The following is a 19,205-nucleotide window of genomic DNA, read 5'->3' as shown; positions in this document are numbered from 1 at the left end:
ATTATAGCGAAGTCAGGGCCGCTTGTGCGGCGCAACACCATTGAACATTTGTTATGATGGAGCATGTTCTTATTCGGAATGTGAATGATGATTTTCCGCCAACTGTTCGATCCAAGCTCCTCCACCTATACCTACCTGCTGGGTGACAGCGGCGAAGCCGTGCTGATCGACCCGGTCTACGAGCAAGTGCCGCGCGATCTGGCGCTGTTGCAGGAGCTGGGGTTGAAGCTGGTGTCCAGCCTGGACACCCACGTGCATGCCGACCACGTCACCGGCGCCTGGCGTCTGCGCCAGCGCTGCGGCAGTGCGATTGCCCTATCCGAAGCGGCGGGTGCGGCCGAGGTCGATAAACCGCTGCGCCATGGCGACCGTATCAATTTTGGCCAGCGCCACCTGACTGTGCGCGCCACGCCGGGCCATACCAGCGGCTGCCTGACCTATGTGCTGGATGACGACAGCATGGCTTTCACCGGCGACAGCCTGCTGATCCGCGGCTGCGGCCGTACCGATTTCCAGCAAGGCAGCCCGCAGCAGCTGTTCGCCTCGGTGCATGAACAGATCCTGACGCTGCCGCCGTCATGCCTGCTGTATCCGGCCCACGACTACCGCGGCATCACCGTCACCAGTGTGGCCGAAGAGCGCCGCTACAATCCGCGCCTTGGTGGCGATGTGGATGTGGGCGACTTCACCGGCCATATGAACAATCTCAACCTGCCGCATCCCAAGCAGATGGCGGTGGCCGTGCCGGCCAATCTGCGCTGCGGCAAGCCGGAAGGCGATGCGCCGACCGATACGCCGGACTGGGCGCCGCTGACCCTGCGCTTTAGCGGCGTGTGGGAAATCGAGCCGATGGGCTTGCTGGAGCAGCAGAAAAATGTGCAGATCGTCGATGTGCGCGAAGCGCCCGAGTTCATCGACCGCCTGGGCCATCTGCACGGCGCCACGCTGGTGCCGCTGTCGCAGCTGACGGAGCGCATGGGCGAGTTCGACCGCGAGCGTCCGATTGTGGCGGTCTGTCGTTCCGGCGTCCGTTCCGCCCAGGCGAGCGTGCTGCTGACCAAGGCCGGCTTCAACAAAGTCGCCAACCTGGCCGGCGGCATGCTGCGCTGGAAAATCGAAGGCTACCCGGTCGAATCCGACCCCGCCTGAGCCGCCTCAACAGCGCGGCGCGCAGACCTCCCTAGACTGGAGGTTTCGCGCCCGCACCGAAGCCCGCTCATGATTACCTCAAACAACAAATGGTTGATTCACACTATTCTGGTTGGCATCATCCCCATCTTAACCAGGCTATTGACGTGGGCGATCACCTCATCTGGCAAGGTAGACCCGCTGACTGCAGCCGACTTCATTACACTTGGCCTCGTGATACACATATCTATACTGAATGAGACGGAGCATCTAATGATGCACGAATCGGCAATCCGCGCGCTGCTGAATGTAATATCGATATTATTTGTTACGTGCTATGGGGCGCTTTACACGCTCACCACACTAAGTGAACGAAACCGGGAACTAATTAACGCCCCGTCTGTCATACCAATCAGTATCATCCTATGCGTAGGCTCAGCGATAAGCGGTCTCACGCTATTCCACATTGCCAAGCGGAGGCCTGAATGAGGCCACTGGATATTTATCTTTACATCATCCTGGTAGTTCATCTCACCACTTGTGTAGCCGCGCCAATCTGGCTGCATCGATATATGAAGAAAAAGTACCCGGACAAGAAAAATGGCCGGTAGAGACCGGCTATTCGTTTAGAGGATCGTCGCCAGTGCGCACTGGCGGTAGTGGTTGGCAGCTTCTTCTTCCTGCCCCAGCGCTTCATGCATCTGCGCCAGCTTGAGGTGGGATTCACGCACCATGCGGGGATCGGAAGCGTCCGACAAGGCCTGCTCCAGATGACGCTGGGCCTTGCCCCACAGTTTCTGCTTCAGGCACAGCGAACCCAGCGTCAACGCCAGCTCGGCATCAGTTGGACGCGCATGCGCCCAGTTCTCGCAATGCTCGATCTGCATCAGCAACGCCGCCGAACCGGCTGGCGCGGCCGCTTCACGGTAGGCGCGGATCACGCGGTCATCCCAGTCCGCCGCCAGCGATTCTTCCGCCACCAGGCGCGCCTCGTCATGCAGGCCACGCGCGTTGAGCGCGCTGGCGGCACGGCAAGCCACATACGGCTTGATGCGGTCGGCATTCGGCACCGTCGACCATACACGCATCAGCGATTCCGCATCATGGCTGGCATCGGCCAGCAGATCGTCATACGCCAGCTCGCGCAGGCGCGACGACAGCGCCGGGTGCAGCGCGCGGTGCTTGTCCAGCGAACGTACCAGACGCAGCACTTCCGGCCAGTTCTTGGCCTGCTGCTGCGCCTTCAGCGACATTTGCAGCGCATGAATATGGCGCGTGCCGCTGGCGTTCAGCTCACGCACCGCTTCCAGCGCCAGTTCCGGCTGATGGTCGTCGACCAGCAGTTCCGTCATGGTCATCAGGCGCGCGGTCTTGAGCGTATTGTCGTCGACCAGCTTGTTGAGCCAGTTGTCACGGCGGGCCGACTGGCGCATGCGGTGCGCCGCGCGGGCGCCGATCAGCGCTGCCACGCCCACATTTTCCGGCAGTTCGGAAGCCCGCAGCGCGGCCTTCTCGGCATGGCCGAAACGGCCTTCAAACAAGGCCTTGAGCGCTTCACGCAAGCCCTTGTTGCCGTCGCGCTCGCGCTTTTGCTGACGGTAGGCGGCCACCTTGCCCGGCATCTTGACCGTTGCCCGGAAGGCGCGGATCAGGATGTAGAGCACGGCAAACGCGGCCACTTCCAGCACCACGAAGAAGTTCAGCGACAGGTCAATACGGTGCGGCGGATAGAACAGCACCACGTTGCCCGGATTAAAACGCGCCGTCACGGCAATGCCGATGGCGGCGGCCATCATGGCGACGAGCCAGAGGAATAAACGCATGGTTATGGCTTCGCTTTGTAGTTACGCACCGCGTTCAGGCTGTCCGACAGGGTCGGCATCTCGATCGCGAGATTGCTGCTTTGTACCTGGCGCAGCAGTCCCTGCACGGTCTGGGTGGAACGGGCGCGCGTGTCGAAGTACTTGGTCAACGCTTCCTGCGCCGCGATCAGGTCGGCACGGAAAGCGCCTTCATTACGCGACAGCAGCGCCATGCGTGCATTCAGCAGGCGCAGCTTCAGATTCTCGCGCAGGAAGTAGGCCTGGGTCGGCGACAGCATCAGCGCATCCGGCGTTTCCACATTGCGCACGCGGATCAGCTGGCGCACATCGGTCCACATCTCGCTGCTCCAACCATTCCAGCCATCCTGCAGCGCTTGCAGCCATGGGCTGGTGGTCTCTTCCACCTTGACCGGCTTGCCATCCTTGCCGTGCACGATCTTGGTCTTGAGCTTTTTCTCAGGCGGCGCCGGCAGCGTCGGCTTCTCGTCCGACAGCATCGGCAGCGTATCGATTTGCGCAATCGCGTTATCCAGACGTAGTGCCACGCCCACCGAATCCACGCTCGGCAGCGCCTTGAGCTTGTCGGTATCGCGCGCAATCGCACGGCGAATGGTAATGAATTGCGGCTTGTCCGAACGCGACAGGCTGCGGTCCGCATTTTGCAGCGCGATCAGCGCGCCCGGCACGTTGCCGGCCAGCTGCAGCTGCTGCGACGCAGTCGACAGCACTTGCTCGATCTCGGTCAGCGCCCACTCGTCGCGGTTCTTGGACAGGTCCTGATACAGCTGTTCCAGCGCCAGTTGCTGGCTCTGCGCTTCCAGCTGCTTGCTTTCCAACAGGGCGACCTTGCCTTGCAGCTCCTTGGTACTTTCCTGCACATTGCGCACCAGGTTGCCGGTATCGGCGTTGGAGGCATCGCCTTTTTGCAGGCGCAGGGCCATTTCTTCACGCAGCTTGTTGACGCGCGCGTGCGACGACCAGGTCTGGCCAGCCAGCAGAATGGTGAGCACCACGATCCCCACCAGCAGCATTTGCGGCTGTTGCAGGGTGTCGAGCAGACTCGGTTCTGGCTGGGCCGATGGCGGCGCAGGCGGCGGAGTCTCGGCGGCTTTGGCGGTCGAGACCGCTGGATCAGGTAAGGTAGGCAAATCGTTCATAGGCATGATTGTAACGCGGCCAGCAGGCGTTCGTCGCCTGATCCGGTGAGCGTCAGCTTGGAAAATCCTAAATTATTTGCCGTTTCGGCAATACGGGTATGTGGCACAATCAGGTGCTGATGTTGCATCGCTACAACGCTATTGTGCTGCATTGCGTCAGGGTGTTGCAAGTCAATTTGCTGCAGGAGACCGACCAGACCGCGCAAGGCCTCGGAACTGGTGATGATCCAGTCGTTTTGCTGCGCCAGCAAACGGCGCAGCGTGGCCGCCAGGCCGGGCGTCAGTGCCGGCACCGAACGGCGGTAGGCGGGCACCACCTCCACCAGCGCGCCGGCCTGGCGCAGGCCATCGCCCATGAGCTCGCGGCCGCTTTCACCACGGATGATGAGCACGGGTTTGCCTTGCAGCGCGGCCAGGTCCAGCGTCTGCAGCAAATGTTCGGAGTCGCTGTGGGCGCTGTCGGCCGGGCTGACAATGTCGGCGACGCCGTGCGCCGCCAGTGCCGCGCGGCTGCCCTCGCCCACCACGGCCGCGGTCACGCCGGCCGGCCAGTGGCGGATATGCGCAAACGCCGCATCCACTGCATTGGGCGACACAAACGCCACCAGCGCATACTCATGCAGCCGCGCCAGCGCCGCCTGCAGCGCGGTCTGGTCCGGCAGCGGCGCAATTTCCAGCAACGGCAGCACCTCCACCGTGCGGCCCAGCGCGCTCACGCGGGCCGCCAGCGGCGCGGCTTGCGCCAGGGGACGGGTGATGACGACGGCGCCGGTCATCCGCACATCAGGCGTTGCCAGGCGGCTTGGCCGCATCGGCTGCCAGCTCGGCGGAGCGGGCATCGTCGTCCGCCTGCGCCGCTTCGCTGAGGCAGGCCGACAGAATGCCAACCGCATCCTGCGCGCGCAGCAGCTCGGCCACCTGCAGGCCCAGTGCCTCCGCGCTCTCGGCAGGACCACGCGCTTCGGCGCTGATCATGCGCTGGCCATCCGGCGTGGCCACCATGGCGCGCAGATGCATCTGGTCGCCGGTGATGGTCGCATACGAAGCCAGCGGCACCTGGCAGCTGCCGCCAAATACTTGCGACACCTTGCGCTCGGCAATCGACACCAGCGCGCTGGGCGTGTGGTGCAGCGGCGCCAGGATCGACACCAGGTCCAGGCCGTCATCACGCAGCGGCACTTCCAGCGCCAGCGTGCCCTGGCCAGGCGCCGGCAGGCTGACGTCCGCATCCAGCAGCGAGCGGATGCGCGCCGCCAGGCCCAGGCGCTTGAGGCCGGCCGCAGCCAGGATGATGGCGGCATACTCGCCACGGTCCAGCTTGCCCAGGCGGGTATCGAGGTTGCCGCGCAGCGGCTTGATCACCAGCTGCGGGTAGCGCGCGGCGATCAGCGCCTGGCGGCGCAGGCTGCTGGTGCCGACAATCGCGCCGGCCGGCAGCGCGTCCAGCGACGCGTAATCATTGGAGACAAAGGCGTCGCGCGCATCTTCGCGCTCCAGCACGGCTGCCATCAGGAAGCCTTCCGGCAGCTCCATCGGCATGTCCTTGAGGCAGTGCACGGCCAGGTCGGCGCGGCCTTCGGCCATCGCCACTTCAAGTTCTTTAACAAACAGACCCTTGCCGCCGACCTTGGACAGGGTGCGGTCCAGAATCTGGTCGCCGCGCGTCGTCATGCCGACAATTTTGACATCGCACTGCGGATATAATATTGTCAAGCGTTCGCGTACGTGCTCGGCCTGCCACATGGCAAGACGGCTCTCACGGGATGCGATCACTAATCTGGACGGGGGATTCTGAGGTTGTGGCAAACCCAATTCGGATGTTTTCAAAACCAGTTCTTTCGCTGTAGCTGACGCTAACCGGCGCAAGCCAGTAACACGCGCGTGTTTAAGATCACAAATTTTAGCACGCTCACCTTCTTGCAGAACCGGGTCACGAGCCCATGCAACTACATTTCTCTCTTTGTGGCTTAACACATGGCAAACCAATCTAGTGCAACGCATCTCACTGCTGAACAACCGGGCGTAGACAAGGACGCGCCTCTGAAAGAAGACATTCGCTTATTAGGTCGCCTGCTCGGCGACGTATTGCGCGACCAGGAAGGCGAAGAAGTCTACGCCGTGGTCGAAACCATCCGGCAAACCGCCGTGCGCTTCCGCCGCGAGGCCGATGCCGGCGCCGCCAAGGAACTCGACGGCATGCTGAAAATCCTCACCAAGGAACAGACGATTTCCGTGGTGCGCGCATTTTCCTACTTTTCGCACCTGGCCAATATTGCGGAAGACCAGCACCACATTCGCCGCCGCCGCGCCCACCTGCTGGCTGGCTCAAAGCCGCAGCAAGGCAGCGTCAACTACGCACTGTGCAAGCTCAAGGAAGCCGGCGTCCGGCAGGACACCGTGGCCACCTTCTTTCAGGACGCGCTGATTTCGCCGGTCCTGACCGCCCACCCGACCGAAGTGCAGCGCAAATCCATTCTCGACGCCGAGCACGATATTGCCCGCCTGCTGGCCGAGCGCGACCTGCCGCTGACACCGAAGGAACGCGCCGCCAACCTGCACCTGCTGCGCGCGCGCATCGCCACGCTGTGGCAGACCCGCATGCTGCGCTACTCCAAGCTGACCGTGGCCGACGAGATTGAAAACGCCCTGTCCTACTACCGCATTACCTTCCTGCGTGAACTGCCAGGGTTGTATGACGACATTGAGCAGGACATCGCCCACCACTACGGCGAGGCCACCCAGATCACTGCACCGTATGTGCAGATGGGCAGCTGGATCGGCGGCGACCGCGACGGCAACCCGAATGTCAACGGCAACACCATGTCGCACGCGCTGACGCGCCAGGCCACCACCATCCTCGACTTCTACCTGGAAGAAGCGCACACGCTGGGCGCCGAACTGTCGATCTCCACGCTGATGGTAGCCTGCACGCCGGCACTGCAGGCGCTGGCCGAGCAGTCGACCGACACCTCCGACCACCGCGCCGACGAACCCTACCGCCGCGCCCTGATCGGCATTTACGCGCGCCTGGCTTCGACCGCGCGCGCCCTGGGCGCCACCAACATCCTGCGCAAGGAAGTCGGCCACGCCGAACCGTATGCCGATGCCGCCGCCTTCGCGGCCGACCTGCAAGTGCTGATCGACTCGCTCAACGCCAACCATGGCAGCGTGCTGGTGCAGCCGCGCCTGGCCACGCTGAAACGCGCAGCCGACATCTTCGGTTTCCACCTGGCCTCGCTGGACATGCGCCAGTCGTCCGACATCCACGAACGCGTGCTGGGCGAGCTGTTTGCCAAATCCGGCGTGCAGGCCGACTATTCGGCCTTGGACGAAGAGGCCAAGGTCAAGCTGCTGCTGAGCGAACTGGACCAGCCACGTCTGCTGAATTCGCCCTACGTGAGCTATTCGGCCGAGACCGTGTCCGAACTCGGCGTGCTGCGCGCGGCGCGCGAAATCCGCGCCCGCTACGGCGCGCGCGCGATCCGCAACTACATCATCTCGCACACGGAAACCGTGTCCGACCTGCTGGAAGTGCTGCTGCTGCAAAAAGAGCTGGGCCTGCTGCGCATCGCCGAAAAAGAGCTGGACCTGATGGTGATTCCGCTGTTTGAAACCATCCCCGACCTGCAGCGCGCGTCCGGCATCATGGAAGCCGTCATGGCCATCCCGCTGGTGAAAGAGCTGATCGCCAAGCAGGGCCAGATCCAGGAAGTCATGCTGGGCTACTCAGACTCCAACAAAGACGGCGGCTTCCTGACCTCCAACTGGGAGCTGTACAAGGCCGAAACCAACCTGGTCAAGGTGTTTGAAAAAGCCAGCGTCAAGCTGCGCCTGTTCCACGGCCGCGGCGGCACGGTCGGCCGTGGCGGTGGCCCATCGTACGACGCCATCCTGGCACAGCCGCACGGCACCGTGAACGGCCAGATCCGCCTGACCGAACAGGGCGAGATCATCGCGTCCAAGTTCTCCAACAAGGACATCGGCCGCCGCAATCTGGAGCTGCTGGTGGCGGCAACGCTGGAAGCGAGCCTGATGCCGCAGTCGGAAGACAGCCAGGAACAGCAGCAGCTGCGCCAGTTTGAAGCCATCATGGCCGAGATTTCGGACCGCGCCTACAAGGCCTACCGCAACCTGGTGTATGAAACCCCGGGCTTCACCGACTACTTCTTCACCGCCACGCCGATTGCCGAGATCGCCGAACTGAACCTGGGCTCGCGTCCGGCCTCGCGCAAATCGACCAAACGCATTGAAGACCTGCGCGCGATTCCATGGGGCTTCTCGTGGGGCCAGTGCCGCCTGCTGCTGCCGGGCTGGTATGGTTTCGCCAGCGCCATCGGTGGCTGGATCGCGGATGGCGACAAGGCCGAGCGCCTGGGCCAGCTGCAAGCCATGTTCCAGCACTGGCCGCTGTTTGCCACGCTGCTGTCGAATATGGACATGGTGCTGGCCAAGACCGACCTGGCGATCGCCTCGCGCTACGCCGAGCTGGTGCAGGACAAGGAACTGCGTGACCGCATCTTCAAGCGCATCACCGAAGAGCATGCGGACACCATCAGCCTGCTGGAAAGCATCACCGGCGCGCACGAACGCCTGGCCGGTAATCCGCTGCTGGCGCGCTCGATCCAGAACCGCTTCGCCTACCTGGACCCGCTGAACCACCTGCAGGTGGAACTCATCAAGCGCCACCGCGCGCTGTCGAGTGAAAGCAAGGCCGATGAGCGCGTGCACCGCGGCATCCACCTGTCGATCAATGGTGTCGCGGCCGGCCTGCGCAATACCGGCTAAGTTGTAGCGTCAGCGTCACGCGCCCCGGCCTTCGCAAGAACGCCGGGGCGTTTTATTTTGAAAAATGTAAAAAGTATCAAAATTACATTACAATCTGACAGTATTATCAGTTCACTGCGGAACCATGTCGAAGCCGTTTTCCTTCCCTCCTTATGCAGAGATCAGTCAGGTCATGGACTGGTTGCGCACCGAAACGGGCGAGTCCCGCATCACCAGCGAAACCGAGCTGCGCAGCATTATCGCGCTGATGCCGCATCCGCTGTTCATCAAGAATGCCGACTCGCAGATTGTCATGATGAATCCGGCCTGCGAAGCGCTCTGGGGCGTGCGCTTTGCCGATGCCGCCGGCACCGATGGCAGTGGCAAGCTGCCACCGGAACAGGTACTGCAATTCCGCGAACATGACCGGCAAGCCTTCGCCAGCGGCCAGACCCGTACCGACGAGGTACTGGTCTGGAATGTGAGCCAGCGCGAAATGCGCTGGCTGCTGGTCCATAAACGCCCGACCTACGACCACCTGGGCCAGCCGCACCTGCTGATTGCCAGCTGCATCGACATCACCGGGCGCAAGCAAAAAGAAGCTGCGCTGGAGGAGACGCTGCGGCAATGGCAGCAGCTGGCGTTGCACCAGCTGGACGCCACCGAAAGCCAGCACCGCCGGATTGCACTGGGCATGCAGGGCGACCTCGCGCAGAGCCTGCTTGCGCTGAAACTGGACATCACCCTGCTGCACGGCCGTACCGCCATGCACCAGCCGCTGCTGCATGCGCGCGCCGAGCAGGCGCTGACGACGCTCAGCAGCAGCATCGCCGCCGTGCGCGAGGTCATCAACGAGCTGCATCCGGCCACGCTGGAACTGGGGCTGGCGGCCGCGCTTGAATGGCAGCTGCAGCAGCACCAGGACGTGCCCTGCAACTTGCGGGTACTCGACGACAGCGCCGCGCTCACTTCGCAGCAGACCATGGCCCTGTTTCATCTCACCAACGCCGCCATCGACTATCTGAGCGCGCAGGCGAGCGCCTTGCAGCTGACACTGAATCTGCAGCGCGACCTGGTGACCATCACCATCAGCGGCGACGGCGCACCAGCGGCCAATACGCCCACGCTCAACGCCATGCGCGAACGGCTGGCAGGACTGGGCGGCGCCCTGGCCGTCACACAATCCAACGGCACCACGCTGACCATGACGGTGTCAGCGTGACGCCGGCCCGTCATATTGCAGACGCACGATGCGGCCGGTCCGGTCTTCCACCAGATAGATGTTTCCATCCGGCCCTTGCTTGACGTCGACCGGCGCGCCCATGCCCTGCTGCTTTTTATGTCCCCAGTTGCCGATCAGTTCCACCATTTTGCCGAGCGGCTCGCCCTTGCCATTCGCCAGCAGTGCGACCAGGCGATGGCCGTGTTCGCGATAGCCATGGAAGCCAATAATCAGACTGTTTTTGTACGGGGCCGGATAACGCGATCCGGTGTAGAACGTCATGCCCAGCGGCGCGGCATGGGCCGGCAGCAGCCGGGACGGCGCCGTATAGCGTGAACAGACTGCCGAGGGATACTCGGGACTGGCGCGGTTATCGTCATAACAGTAGGGCCAGCCATAGTTGGCGCCGCGCTGGATGAGGTTGAGTTCATCGTGCGGCAGCTCGTTGTCGTTGGCCAGTGTCGGCATTGCCGCCTGGATCGCATCGCGGCCATTGTCCGCTTCCCACAAGGCGCCGCTGACTGGATGAAACGCCAGCGCCATCGAATTGCGTAAGCCGCTAGAGTAATTTTCCCAGCCACCGGCCTTGCCCTGCGGCCAGCGCATCTGGTATTGACGGATCACGCCCAGCGCTTCCGGCCCTTCCGCCTCTGCACAGCGTTGTGCGGGCGACGGCGCTTTGCCGTTCTGATCTTCACAATGATCGCTGGAAGAACCCACGTTCACATACAGATTGCCCTGGGCGTCAAACCGCATCGTCGTCAGCAAATGCCGGCCAAGGCCTGGCAACGGCGCCACGCCGGACTTCCCGCCGATTACGTCCTCGACACTGGTGGTAGCGCTATCCGGATTGAAGCGGATGATGCGATGAACCAGGCCCACGTACACCAAACCGTCTGGCCCGAGTGTGATGCCGTTCGGCCGGTCCAGTCCGCTCAACAGGCGCACCTGCTGGTACTTGTTGCCGGACTGTTTCAGCAACCAGATACTGCCACGGTTGGGTTCCCAGTTGCGCATATCCACCACGATCAGATCGCCGTTCGGTAAAGGCTGTATGCCGCGCGGGAACTTGAAGCCATCGGCCAGCACCGCCGCACAAAAGCCGGGCGGCGTGGCCACATCGAGTCGCGGGAAGTCGCCGCACGTATCCGCAGCGTGGGCACTCGCCTGGGCGGCAAGCGCGAGCGCAAACCAATACTTGCTCATGCTTGCGGCAGCCAGGCTGGCTTATTCTCGACAAACCACTCGCGCGTCACCTGGCCGGCGTATTCCGGTTCCATCGTGCCCAGCGTGATGGCGATGCGGTCCGGCGATTGCGTGCTGCGCCAGAACAAGGTCGAGCCGCACCCCCGGCAGAAATCGCGACGGCCGTGATCGGACGAGGCATATTCCGCGATCAGGTCCGCTCCCTGCTCGATCACCAGACCGGCGCTGGCGACGTTCGCGTACGAACCGGCTGCCGCGCCGTGCTGTTTCTGGCACATGCGGCAGTAGCAATGGCTGGCGTGCGAGACAGGCAGCGCGGCGCGGTAGGTAACGCCGCCACACAGGCAACTGCCGTGCAGATATCCTGCATCGCTCATTGTTGCGCCTCCCTGGCTGGCGCCATGACTTCCTCACAGCTGGTTACACCGTCTTTCCTGCCATCGACGAGCGAAAATACTTTTACCATAGCACCACCACCATTGCTTGTCCTTTCCTGTCGGCCTGTTTGACGAACACAAGCAGTTCTTCATAAAAATTCAGAAGATAAACCAGAGCGCCCTGCCCTTCTTGCTCCCATATGCCTTCCGGATAAACATGCTCGGCCTCCATGGCTTGCGGGGCATATCTTGCGGCCAGTGCTGCGGGCGTTTCGCGTTCCAGCATCGCGGCGATTTGACGGACCTGCGCCGGCGTCAGCACCCGTGCCGGACCAGCGCCCTGGTCGGGTCCGATGTTCTCGCCGCCGAAAAACAGCAGCCTGGCCAGTGTGGCGTTGCGGGGATTGGCTTTCAGCAGGTAATGCAGACCGCCCCAGGCTTTATCGAGATGCAGGCCGTCTTCGCTGTTGAGCGTTTCTGTCAGCAATTCCTCGTTGCCACGCAGATAGGGCAGCTGCTCGTACGGCACGGCCACTGCAGTCCACGTCATACCGGCTTGCGCGGAGAATGACAGCAACAGCAAGCACAGGGAGAAAAGCAGTTTTTTCATTTCGCTAGTTTAATGCAAGCGGGGCGGCAAAAATGCGTGGTTTGTCACTTCCACTGTGTGCGCTGGCGCATGGACGGTCTGACAGTACGGTGCTGTAATCGCACACTCATCCCCTGTGCGAGGACGCCATGACTACGCTGACACCAGCGGCCGAGCTGGCCGAAAAAAACAGCCACCCCTATCCCAACGACAGCGCCGAATACCGCCGGGCCCGCACCGCCCTGCTGGCCGAAGAGATCGAACTGCGGCGCCACATCGAACGCGTCGCCGAACAGCGCCGCGCCCTGCCGCCCGGCGGCGCAGCGCCGGACTATGATTTCATCGACGCAAACGGCAAGACCATCAAACTGGCCGATCTGTTCGGCCAGCACACTACGCTGGTGACCTATTTCTGGATGTACGGCCCGCAGCGCGAACGGCCCTGCCCCATGTGCACCGCCTTCCTCGGCGCGCTCGACATCCCGTCGCACGACCTGACGCAGCGCATCGCGGTTGCCGTCATCGGCCGCTCGCCAGTCGCGCGCCAGCTCGCGTTTGCGCGCGAACGCGGCTGGCGCAACCTGCAGTTCTACCAATGCGTCGGCGACGCCTTCCCGCGCGACTACCGTGGCCTGGCGCCGGACGGCAGCGAATGGCCCGCGCTTGACGTCTGGACCCGCCCGGGTGGCAAAGTCCACCACTTCTGGGCCAGCGAACTGGGCGGCACACAAGATCCCGGCCAGGACCCGCGCGGCGCCCCCGACCCGACACCACTGTGGAACATCCTCGACCTGACACCCGCCGGCCGCGGCAGCGACTGGTATCCGAAGCTATCGTACTAGCCCATGCCAAGACAATAAAAAAGGGAGGCATTTGCCTCCCTTTTTTGATACTGCTTAGTTTTGCGTCAGGAACGTTTTCAGCTTGTCCGAGCGCGATGGCTGGCGCAGCTTGCTCATGGCCTTGGCTTCGATCTGGCGGATACGCTCACGCGTCACGTCGAACTGCTTGCCCACTTCTTCCAGCGTGTGGTCGTTCGACATTTCCACGCCGTAGCGCATGCGCAGCACCTTGGCTTCACGCGGGGTCAGCGAATCCAGCACTTCCTTGATGACGTTGCGCATCGACGCGTGCAGTGCGGCATCCAGCGGCGCCAGCGTGGTGTTGTCTTCGATGAAGTCGCCCAGCTGCGAATCGCCGTCCTCGCCCATCGGCGTTTCCATGGAGATCGGCTCTTTGGCGATCTTCATGATTTCGCGGACTTTGTTTTCCGGCATTTCCATCTTCAAGGCCAGCGTGGCCAGATCCGGCTCGCTACCGGTTTCCTGCATGATCTGGCGCGAGATGCGGTTCATCTTGTTGATGGTCTCGATCATGTGCACCGGCACGCGAATGGTACGCGCCATGTCGGCGATCGAACGCGTGATGGCCTGACGGATCCACCAGGTGGCGTAGGTCGAGAACTTGTAGCCGCGGCGATATTCAAACTTGTCCACCGCTTTGAGCAGACCGATATTGCCTTCCTGGATCAGGTCCAGGAACTGCAGGCCACGGTTGATGTATTTCTTCGCAATCGAAATCACCAGACGCAAGTTGGCGACGGTCATTTCACGTTTGGCCTGGCGTGCGCGTTTTTCGCCCGCTGCCATCTGCTTGTTAATCTTGCGCAGGTCGGCCAGCGGCAGCGCCACGCGCGACTGCAGGTCGATCATCTTGCGTTGCAGCTCTTTCACAGCTGGCACGTTACGGCCCAGCACGGTGCTGTAGGGGTAGCCGGCATCCACTTCGCCATCGACCCAGTCCAGATCCGTTTCGCTGCCCGGGAACACTTTGATGAAGTGGGCGCGCGGCATGCCGCAGCGGTTCACGCACAGGTCCAGCACGGCGCGCTCGATCTGGCGCACTTCTTCCATCTGGCCACGCAGCGTGTCGCACAGTTTTTCAACCACCTTGGCGGTGAAGCGAATGCCCAGCAGTTGAGCCGAAATGGCTTCCTGTGCCGCGACATAGGCTTTCGAGCCATAGCCACCGCTGGCCTTGCGCATTTTTTCAAACTGGTTCGAGATGAAGGCGAATTTGTCCAGCGCGGCGATTTTCAGCTGCGCCAGCTGTTCGGTCGAGTAGCCTGCTGCGCCGCCACTGGCGTCGCCGTCTTCTTCCTCAACTTCTTCTTCCTCTTCATCATCGTCGTCGTCCGAATTGGCCACCACGGCCGGTGCCGGTGCGCTTTCGTTCGGATCGACAAAGCCGTCAACCACGTCGTCAACCTTCATTTCGTCGGTTTCGATCTTGCCGGCCAGCGTCAGGATTTCCGCGATGGTGGTCGGGCAGGCGGAGATCGCCTGGATCATGTCCTTCAGGCCTTCTTCGATACGCTTGGCGATCTCGATTTCGCCTTCGCGCGTCAGCAGCGCCACGGCGCCCATTTCACGCATATACATACGCACCGGGTCGGTGGTACGGCCGAAGTCCGAATCCACGGTCGACAGCGCGGTCGCGGCAGCCGCTTCCACTTCGTCGTCCGAGGTCACGGTCGCCACGTTATCGCTCAGCAGCAGCGCTTCCGCATCGGGCGCGCGCTCGTAGATGGCGATGCCCATGTCGTTGAAGGTCGCGATAATACCTTCGATCGCTTCTGGATCGATGATGTTTTCCGGCAGCTGGTCGTTGATCTCGGCGTAGGTCAGGAAGCCGCGCTCGCGGCCCTTGTTGATCAGGTTCTTGATCTGGGTGCGGCGTTTTTCCAGTTCCTCGGCCGAGGCTTTTGGATCCATGCCCAGCAGCTCAGCACCGCCCTTGGCCTTGCGCTCGCGTGCCTTGGAGACTGCCTTCAGTTCGGCGCGCTCCACCGCGTTCAGCGCGGCGATTTCGTCGTTCTCAGGCGTGAATTCGGACGGCTTGCGGCCACGGCGGCCTGGCACTTTCACGCCGGGCAGCTGATAACCGGAGGTGTCGATCGAGGCCAGCGTGGCGGCATCGGTCACCTGGTTCACGGATGGCGCACCCGAGGTGACAATCACCGGCGCCGGTTCTACCTTGGCCTTGACCAGCTTGGACTTCGGCGCAGCCTTGGCCACCACGGCCGGCGCATCCGCTTCTGCCGCAAGGGTCTTGCGCGCCACCTTGACCACCTTGACCGGCGCTTCCGCCACGTCCGCCGCATCGGCCACCGGAACGTCGGCTTGCGCGGCCTCGGTGGCAGTGCTCAGGCGGGTTTTCTTTTTGACTACCGTTACTTTGCTCGCTGCCTCTTCATTATCGATCACATAAGATAGAGTCGTCTTTGGCACCACCAGCGGAGCGGCGCTAGCACGGGCAGGCTTCTTGACGGACAACGTTAAAGTTTTCGGTTTTGTCATTAAAAATCTCTCAAGCGTACTCGCCAGAAATTACAAAAAAGCTCGCCCCGCGCCGACCGCCAAGCAGTGCGCATGAGTGAAATGTTGTAATTTAGCTGACGATTATCTGCGGAATAAAAAAAGCCCGCTTCCAGCCACGGGCTTGTTTCTCTTTTCAGGGAAGAATGAGAAGGGCAAATGAGAAGGGCTGTGTCGCCCTGTGTCAAACCATCCGAATCGCATCCTGTACCAAACTGAATTCACACCGTCCTGCATTAGTGCGTCGGCTATTATACACGTTTCGGACCACAAAAGCACACCCGCGTGCCATCCTAAGCGTATTCTAAGCATGAGCGAATTGACACAGTAGCCTAAAATACACTGCATTACCGTGGTCCACATGATATGCTGACGGCTGTTGCTTAACCTATGAAGTCGATGAACACTAGTCTTACCCCACAGCCACCGGTTGCCGAACCAGTGACCGCTGCGTCCGCTCCAGCGCCTGCTGCACCATCCCCGCGCAGCTTGCTGAAGCAATTGCAAACCCAATTCCCGGCATTCCGCGATTTCCTGCCGCTGTCGATCGGTATCGACAAACAGCTGCTGGCCGTCCTGCCTGACCTGGACCGCAAAACCATGCGGACCGCACTGGGCATCCACACCGGCTCGCTGCGCTACCTGAAAGTCATGGAAAAAGCCAAGGCCCGTTATGACCTCGACGGCAAACCAGGCGCCGAAGTCACTGACACCCACCGCGCCCACGCCACCCAGGTACTGCAAGAACGCTACAAGAAGGAAGCGGACCGCAAAAAAGCCGAACGCGAAGCCAAGGCGGCGGAAGAAGCCGCCCGCGTGCGCGTGGACAAGCTGAACCAGCTGGCAGCAAAGTTCTCCAAAAAGGGCTGAGTTGGACCGCACGTCCACGCAGGATGCGGCGGCAGAACAGGATCTGCCGCCCTACACCGGCATCAGCATTCGTGATGTCCACCTGGTGGTCACCCCGGAACAGGCCGTCGCCGCACGCGACGCTTTGCTCGCTGGCGATGCGATCGGCTTTGATACGGAATCCAAGCCGACCTTTACGCGCGGCGAAACCTCCACCGGTCCCCACCTGATCCAGTTCTCCACCGATGCCAAGGCGTATCTGTTCCAGATCGGCGCCAGTACTGACGCACACACGCTGTCCGTGCTGCAAGCCATCCTGGAAAGCCCGGCGCCGTTGAAGATCGGCTTTGGCCTGTCGGACGACGTCAAGCGCCTGCACGCCAAGCTCAACATCCGCGCCGCTGGCGTGGTGGACCTGTCGGTAACGCTGCGCACACCCGGCCAGCGCAATGACCTGGGCGCCAAAACGGCAGTCGCCAAATTCTTTGGCCTCAAGCTGCAAAAATCCAAGAAGATCTCGACCACCAACTGGGCCATGCCGCGCCTGAACGAAAAACAGATCCTGTATGCGGCGGATGACGCGCAGGTGGCGCTGCGCGTGTATCGCCACTGGATAAGTCTGGGCAATAAATTGCCGCCAATAAAAGCGGTGAAACTGCCGAAGCCAGCCAAAACCGGTATATCCTAGTCATGCGGCCGGCATGGCCGCTTGCACGAGGAGTGGTATGCCGATTCTTTCCGCGTTGAGTATCACCGCCGCCGCACTGGCCGCCGCCCCGATGGCGGCGCCGGACACACTGGAACAGCGCATCGCTGCCTGTCTGTCCTGCCACAGCGTCAAGGAGCGCAGCGACGCTTATTTCCCGCGCATCGCCGGCAAGCCGGCCGGTTATCTGTACAACCAGCTGCGCAATTTCCAGAACGGCCATCGGCACTATCCGATGATGACCTATATGGTTGGCCACCTGCCCGACGCTTATCTGCGCGAGATTGCCGATTACTTTGCGGCCCAGCATCCGCCCTATCCGCCCGCCGTGGCGGGCAGCGGCGCCAACGCCAGCGCCGCCCAGCTCGCGCGCGGCGAAGCGTTAGTCCGTCAAGGTGATGCCGGCAAAAAAATCCCGGCCTGCGTGGCCTGCCACGGCACGGCACTGACCGGCGTTGAACCGTCGATCCCTGGCCTGCTCGGCCTGCCCAGCGACTACATCAACGCCCAGTTCGGCAACTGGAAGAGCAAGACGCGCCGCGCAGCCGCGCCGGACTGCATGGGCGAGATTGCCGCGCGGCTCAGCGAGGCTGATGTTGCCGCCCTGTCCGCCTGGCTCAGCAAGCAGACGCCCGACACCGCCGCGCGCCCCGCCGCCAGCATCCCGCAACCCCTGCCTTTGGCCTGCGGCAGCTTCCCCGCCTCGCCCGCTGCGGCGCAAGGAGGGGCGCAATGAGGAAAATCGTTTATACCGTTATCGGCATTGCGCTGGCCGCCGTGGCCGCGGCAGCCGGCCTGCTGGCCCAGCAATTCTGGTCCAGCGACAGCACGCCACCATCGGCCGCTACCGCCGCGCTGTCGCCGGCCGACCGCATCGCCCGTGGCGCCTACCTGGCCAAGGCAGGCGACTGCATGGCCTGCCACACCACGCGCGGTGGCGCCGCTTACGCCGGCGGACGCGCCTTGCAGACGCCATTCGGCAACGTCATCTCGCCCAACATCACCGCCGACCGCGCCACCGGCATCGGCGCCTGGAGCGCAGACGACTTCTGGCACGCCCTGCACAACGGCAAGTCCCGGGATGGGCGGCTGCTCTACCCTGCCTTCCCTTACACCAACTACACCCGCGTGACGCGCGACGACGCTGACGCGTTGTACGCCTACCTGCAAACCGTACCGGCCGTCACACAGGCGAACCAGCCGCATCAGCTGCGCTTTCCGTACAAGCTGCAAGTCTCGCTGGCGGCGTGGCGCGCGCTGTATTTCAAGCCGGAGGTATTCCGCCCGGAGACGGGTCAGTCCGTAGACTGGAACCGCGGCGCCTATCTGGTGCAAGGACTGGGCCATTGCAGCGCCTGCCATAGCGCACGCAATCCGCTGGGCGGCTCCGCCGGCGAAGGCCTGTCGGGCGGCCTGATTCCAGCACTGGGCTGGTATGCGCCATCGCTGAATGCACGTGGCGACTGGCAGCAGGAGCACATCACCGCGCTGCTGAAAACCGGCGTGTCGCCGCGCGCCACCGTGTTTGGTCCGATGGCGGAAGTGGTGAAAGAAAGCCTGCAGCATCTGAACGACAGCGACATCAACGCCATTGCCGTGTATCTGAAAGCGCTGCCTGCCGATGGCGCTGCGCCAGCGTTTGAACGCGATGGTGCGCCGGAAGCGGTAGCCTTCCTGCAAGCAGGCGCGAAGCTATATGAGAAGCATTGCGTGGACTGCCACGGCGCCAGTGGCGCAGGCCAGCCGGCCGCGTATCCACCGCTCGCGGGCAACCGCGCGCTGACCATGGAAAGTGCCGTCAATCCGATCCGCATCGTGCTCAATGGCGGCTTTGCACCGGGCACCGCCGGCAATCCGCGGCCGTACAGCATGCCGCCGTTCGGCCACTTGCTGAGCGATACGGAAGTGGCGCAGGTGGTGTCCTACCTGCGCAGCGAATGGGGCAATAATGCACCGCCCGTCAATGGCAACGATGTGAACCGCTATCGCGCGATTCCGCTGGATTAG

The 19,205-nt window shown here is 62.5% G+C and carries 16 protein-coding genes; 8 read left to right on the top strand and 8 right to left on the bottom strand.

Annotation, left to right across the window (positions count from 1 at the left end):
- The first annotated feature begins 87 nt into the window (after window positions 1-87).
- Window positions 88-1,149, top strand: a complete 1,062-nt coding sequence (locus BUA36_RS17190; protein WP_072786785.1) for an MBL fold metallo-hydrolase — start codon at window positions 88-90, stop codon at window positions 1,147-1,149.
- Between the two features lie 605 nt (window positions 1,150-1,754).
- On the opposite strand, the gene BUA36_RS17180 is transcribed toward BUA36_RS17190, so the two are convergent.
- From BUA36_RS17180 to hemC, 4 genes are read right to left on the bottom strand one after another with little or no spacing between them, the layout of a single operon-like run.
- Window positions 1,755-2,951 (bottom strand): heme biosynthesis protein HemY, encoded by a 1,197-nt coding sequence (locus BUA36_RS17180; RefSeq protein ID WP_072786481.1) that lies wholly within the window; start codon window positions 2,949-2,951, stop codon window positions 1,755-1,757.
- Window positions 2,952-2,953: 2 nt separating this feature from the next.
- Window positions 2,954-4,108: a uroporphyrinogen-III C-methyltransferase gene (locus BUA36_RS17175; protein WP_072786480.1), complete on the bottom strand. Its 1,155-nt coding sequence runs from the start codon at window positions 4,106-4,108 to the stop codon at window positions 2,954-2,956.
- A complete protein-coding gene (locus tag BUA36_RS17170) occupies window positions 4,105-4,884 on the bottom strand; it encodes a uroporphyrinogen-III synthase (protein WP_072786479.1) in 780 nt (259 codons plus the stop codon). The genes BUA36_RS17175 and BUA36_RS17170 overlap by 4 nt, the downstream gene beginning before the upstream one ends.
- Before the next feature lie 7 nt (window positions 4,885-4,891).
- The gene (gene hemC / locus BUA36_RS17165; protein ID WP_255490752.1) at window positions 4,892-5,935 is read right to left on the bottom strand and encodes a hydroxymethylbilane synthase; all 1,044 of its coding nucleotides are present in this window, start codon (window positions 5,933-5,935) and stop codon (window positions 4,892-4,894) included.
- A 147-nt stretch (window positions 5,936-6,082) separates the two neighbouring features.
- Between hemC and ppc the strand changes: the two genes are divergently transcribed.
- Together ppc and BUA36_RS17155 are read left to right on the top strand one after the other, a co-directional pair.
- The gene (ppc, locus tag BUA36_RS17160; protein ID WP_072786476.1) at window positions 6,083-8,893 is read left to right on the top strand and encodes a phosphoenolpyruvate carboxylase; all 2,811 of its coding nucleotides are present in this window, start codon (window positions 6,083-6,085) and stop codon (window positions 8,891-8,893) included.
- 124 nt (window positions 8,894-9,017) lie between these two features.
- The gene (locus tag BUA36_RS17155) at window positions 9,018-10,094 is read left to right on the top strand and encodes a PAS domain-containing sensor histidine kinase (protein ID WP_084560210.1); all 1,077 of its coding nucleotides are present in this window, start codon (window positions 9,018-9,020) and stop codon (window positions 10,092-10,094) included.
- Here the strand turns inward: BUA36_RS17155 and BUA36_RS17150 are convergent.
- From BUA36_RS17150 to BUA36_RS17140, 3 genes are all read right to left on the bottom strand, one after another.
- Window positions 10,086-11,300, bottom strand: a complete 1,215-nt coding sequence (locus tag BUA36_RS17150; protein WP_072786472.1) for a PQQ-dependent sugar dehydrogenase — start codon at window positions 11,298-11,300, stop codon at window positions 10,086-10,088. The genes BUA36_RS17155 and BUA36_RS17150 overlap by 9 nt on opposite strands.
- Window positions 11,297-11,677: a GFA family protein gene (locus BUA36_RS17145; RefSeq protein ID WP_072786470.1), complete on the bottom strand. Its 381-nt coding sequence runs from the start codon at window positions 11,675-11,677 to the stop codon at window positions 11,297-11,299. The genes BUA36_RS17150 and BUA36_RS17145 overlap by 4 nt, the downstream gene beginning before the upstream one ends.
- Before the next feature lie 82 nt (window positions 11,678-11,759).
- Entirely contained in the window at window positions 11,760-12,287 is a 528-nt protein-coding gene (locus BUA36_RS17140; protein ID WP_072786468.1) for a YfbM family protein, read from the bottom strand.
- 128 nt (window positions 12,288-12,415) lie between these two features.
- Here BUA36_RS17140 and BUA36_RS17135 point away from each other — a divergent pair, with 128 nt between their 5' ends.
- A complete protein-coding gene (locus BUA36_RS17135) occupies window positions 12,416-13,108 on the top strand; it encodes a DUF899 family protein (protein ID WP_072786465.1) in 693 nt (230 codons plus the stop codon).
- A 54-nt stretch (window positions 13,109-13,162) separates the two neighbouring features.
- Here the strand turns inward: BUA36_RS17135 and rpoD are convergent, their stop codons facing one another.
- Window positions 13,163-15,625, bottom strand: coding sequence for an RNA polymerase sigma factor RpoD (rpoD, locus tag BUA36_RS17130; RefSeq protein WP_072786463.1), 2,463 nt, complete (start codon window positions 15,623-15,625; stop codon window positions 13,163-13,165).
- 408 nt (window positions 15,626-16,033) lie between these two features.
- Between rpoD and BUA36_RS17125 the strand changes: the two genes are divergently transcribed.
- From BUA36_RS17125 to BUA36_RS17110, 4 genes are read left to right on the top strand one after another with little or no spacing between them, the layout of a single operon-like run.
- Window positions 16,034-16,513 (top strand): ProQ/FINO family protein, encoded by a 480-nt coding sequence (locus BUA36_RS17125; protein ID WP_072786462.1) that lies wholly within the window; start codon window positions 16,034-16,036, stop codon window positions 16,511-16,513.
- Window position 16,514: 1 nt separating this feature from the next.
- Window positions 16,515-17,180: a 3'-5' exonuclease gene (locus BUA36_RS17120; RefSeq protein WP_139260619.1), complete on the top strand. Its 666-nt coding sequence runs from the start codon at window positions 16,515-16,517 to the stop codon at window positions 17,178-17,180.
- 37 nt (window positions 17,181-17,217) lie between these two features.
- Window positions 17,218-17,934: a c-type cytochrome gene (locus BUA36_RS17115; RefSeq protein WP_072786460.1), complete on the top strand. Its 717-nt coding sequence runs from the start codon at window positions 17,218-17,220 to the stop codon at window positions 17,932-17,934.
- Window positions 17,931-19,205: a c-type cytochrome gene (locus BUA36_RS17110; protein WP_072786459.1), complete on the top strand. Its 1,275-nt coding sequence runs from the start codon at window positions 17,931-17,933 to the stop codon at window positions 19,203-19,205. The genes BUA36_RS17115 and BUA36_RS17110 overlap by 4 nt, the downstream gene beginning before the upstream one ends.

This window comes from Duganella sacchari, from assembly GCF_900143065.1.
GTDB classification, from domain to species: Bacteria; Pseudomonadota; Gammaproteobacteria; order Burkholderiales; family Burkholderiaceae_D; genus Rugamonas; species Rugamonas sacchari.
This window is presented reverse-complemented; position numbering and strand designations above follow the sequence as displayed.

Coding starts and splice junctions, on each gene's coding strand:
- BUA36_RS17175 (WP_072786480.1), bottom strand. CDS start 4,108: ATGAACGATTTGCCTACCTTACCTGATCCAGCGGTCTCGACCGCCAAA.
- BUA36_RS17125 (WP_072786462.1), top strand. CDS start 16,034: ATGAAGTCGATGAACACTAGTCTTACCCCACAGCCACCGGTTGCCGAA.
- BUA36_RS17155 (WP_084560210.1), top strand. CDS start 9,018: ATGTCGAAGCCGTTTTCCTTCCCTCCTTATGCAGAGATCAGTCAGGTC.
- BUA36_RS17135 (WP_072786465.1), top strand. CDS start 12,416: ATGACTACGCTGACACCAGCGGCCGAGCTGGCCGAAAAAAACAGCCAC.
- rpoD (WP_072786463.1), bottom strand. CDS start 15,625: ATGACAAAACCGAAAACTTTAACGTTGTCCGTCAAGAAGCCTGCCCGT.
- ppc (WP_072786476.1), top strand. CDS start 6,083: ATGGCAAACCAATCTAGTGCAACGCATCTCACTGCTGAACAACCGGGC.
- BUA36_RS17145 (WP_072786470.1), bottom strand. CDS start 11,677: ATGAGCGATGCAGGATATCTGCACGGCAGTTGCCTGTGTGGCGGCGTT.
- BUA36_RS17115 (WP_072786460.1), top strand. CDS start 17,218: ATGCCGATTCTTTCCGCGTTGAGTATCACCGCCGCCGCACTGGCCGCC.
- BUA36_RS17190 (WP_072786785.1), top strand. CDS start 88: ATGATTTTCCGCCAACTGTTCGATCCAAGCTCCTCCACCTATACCTAC.
- BUA36_RS17150 (WP_072786472.1), bottom strand. CDS start 11,300: ATGAGCAAGTATTGGTTTGCGCTCGCGCTTGCCGCCCAGGCGAGTGCC.
- BUA36_RS17180 (WP_072786481.1), bottom strand. CDS start 2,951: ATGCGTTTATTCCTCTGGCTCGTCGCCATGATGGCCGCCGCCATCGGC.
- BUA36_RS17140 (WP_072786468.1), bottom strand. CDS start 12,287: ATGAAAAAACTGCTTTTCTCCCTGTGCTTGCTGTTGCTGTCATTCTCC.
- BUA36_RS17110 (WP_072786459.1), top strand. CDS start 17,931: ATGAGGAAAATCGTTTATACCGTTATCGGCATTGCGCTGGCCGCCGTG.
- BUA36_RS17170 (WP_072786479.1), bottom strand. CDS start 4,884: ATGACCGGCGCCGTCGTCATCACCCGTCCCCTGGCGCAAGCCGCGCCG.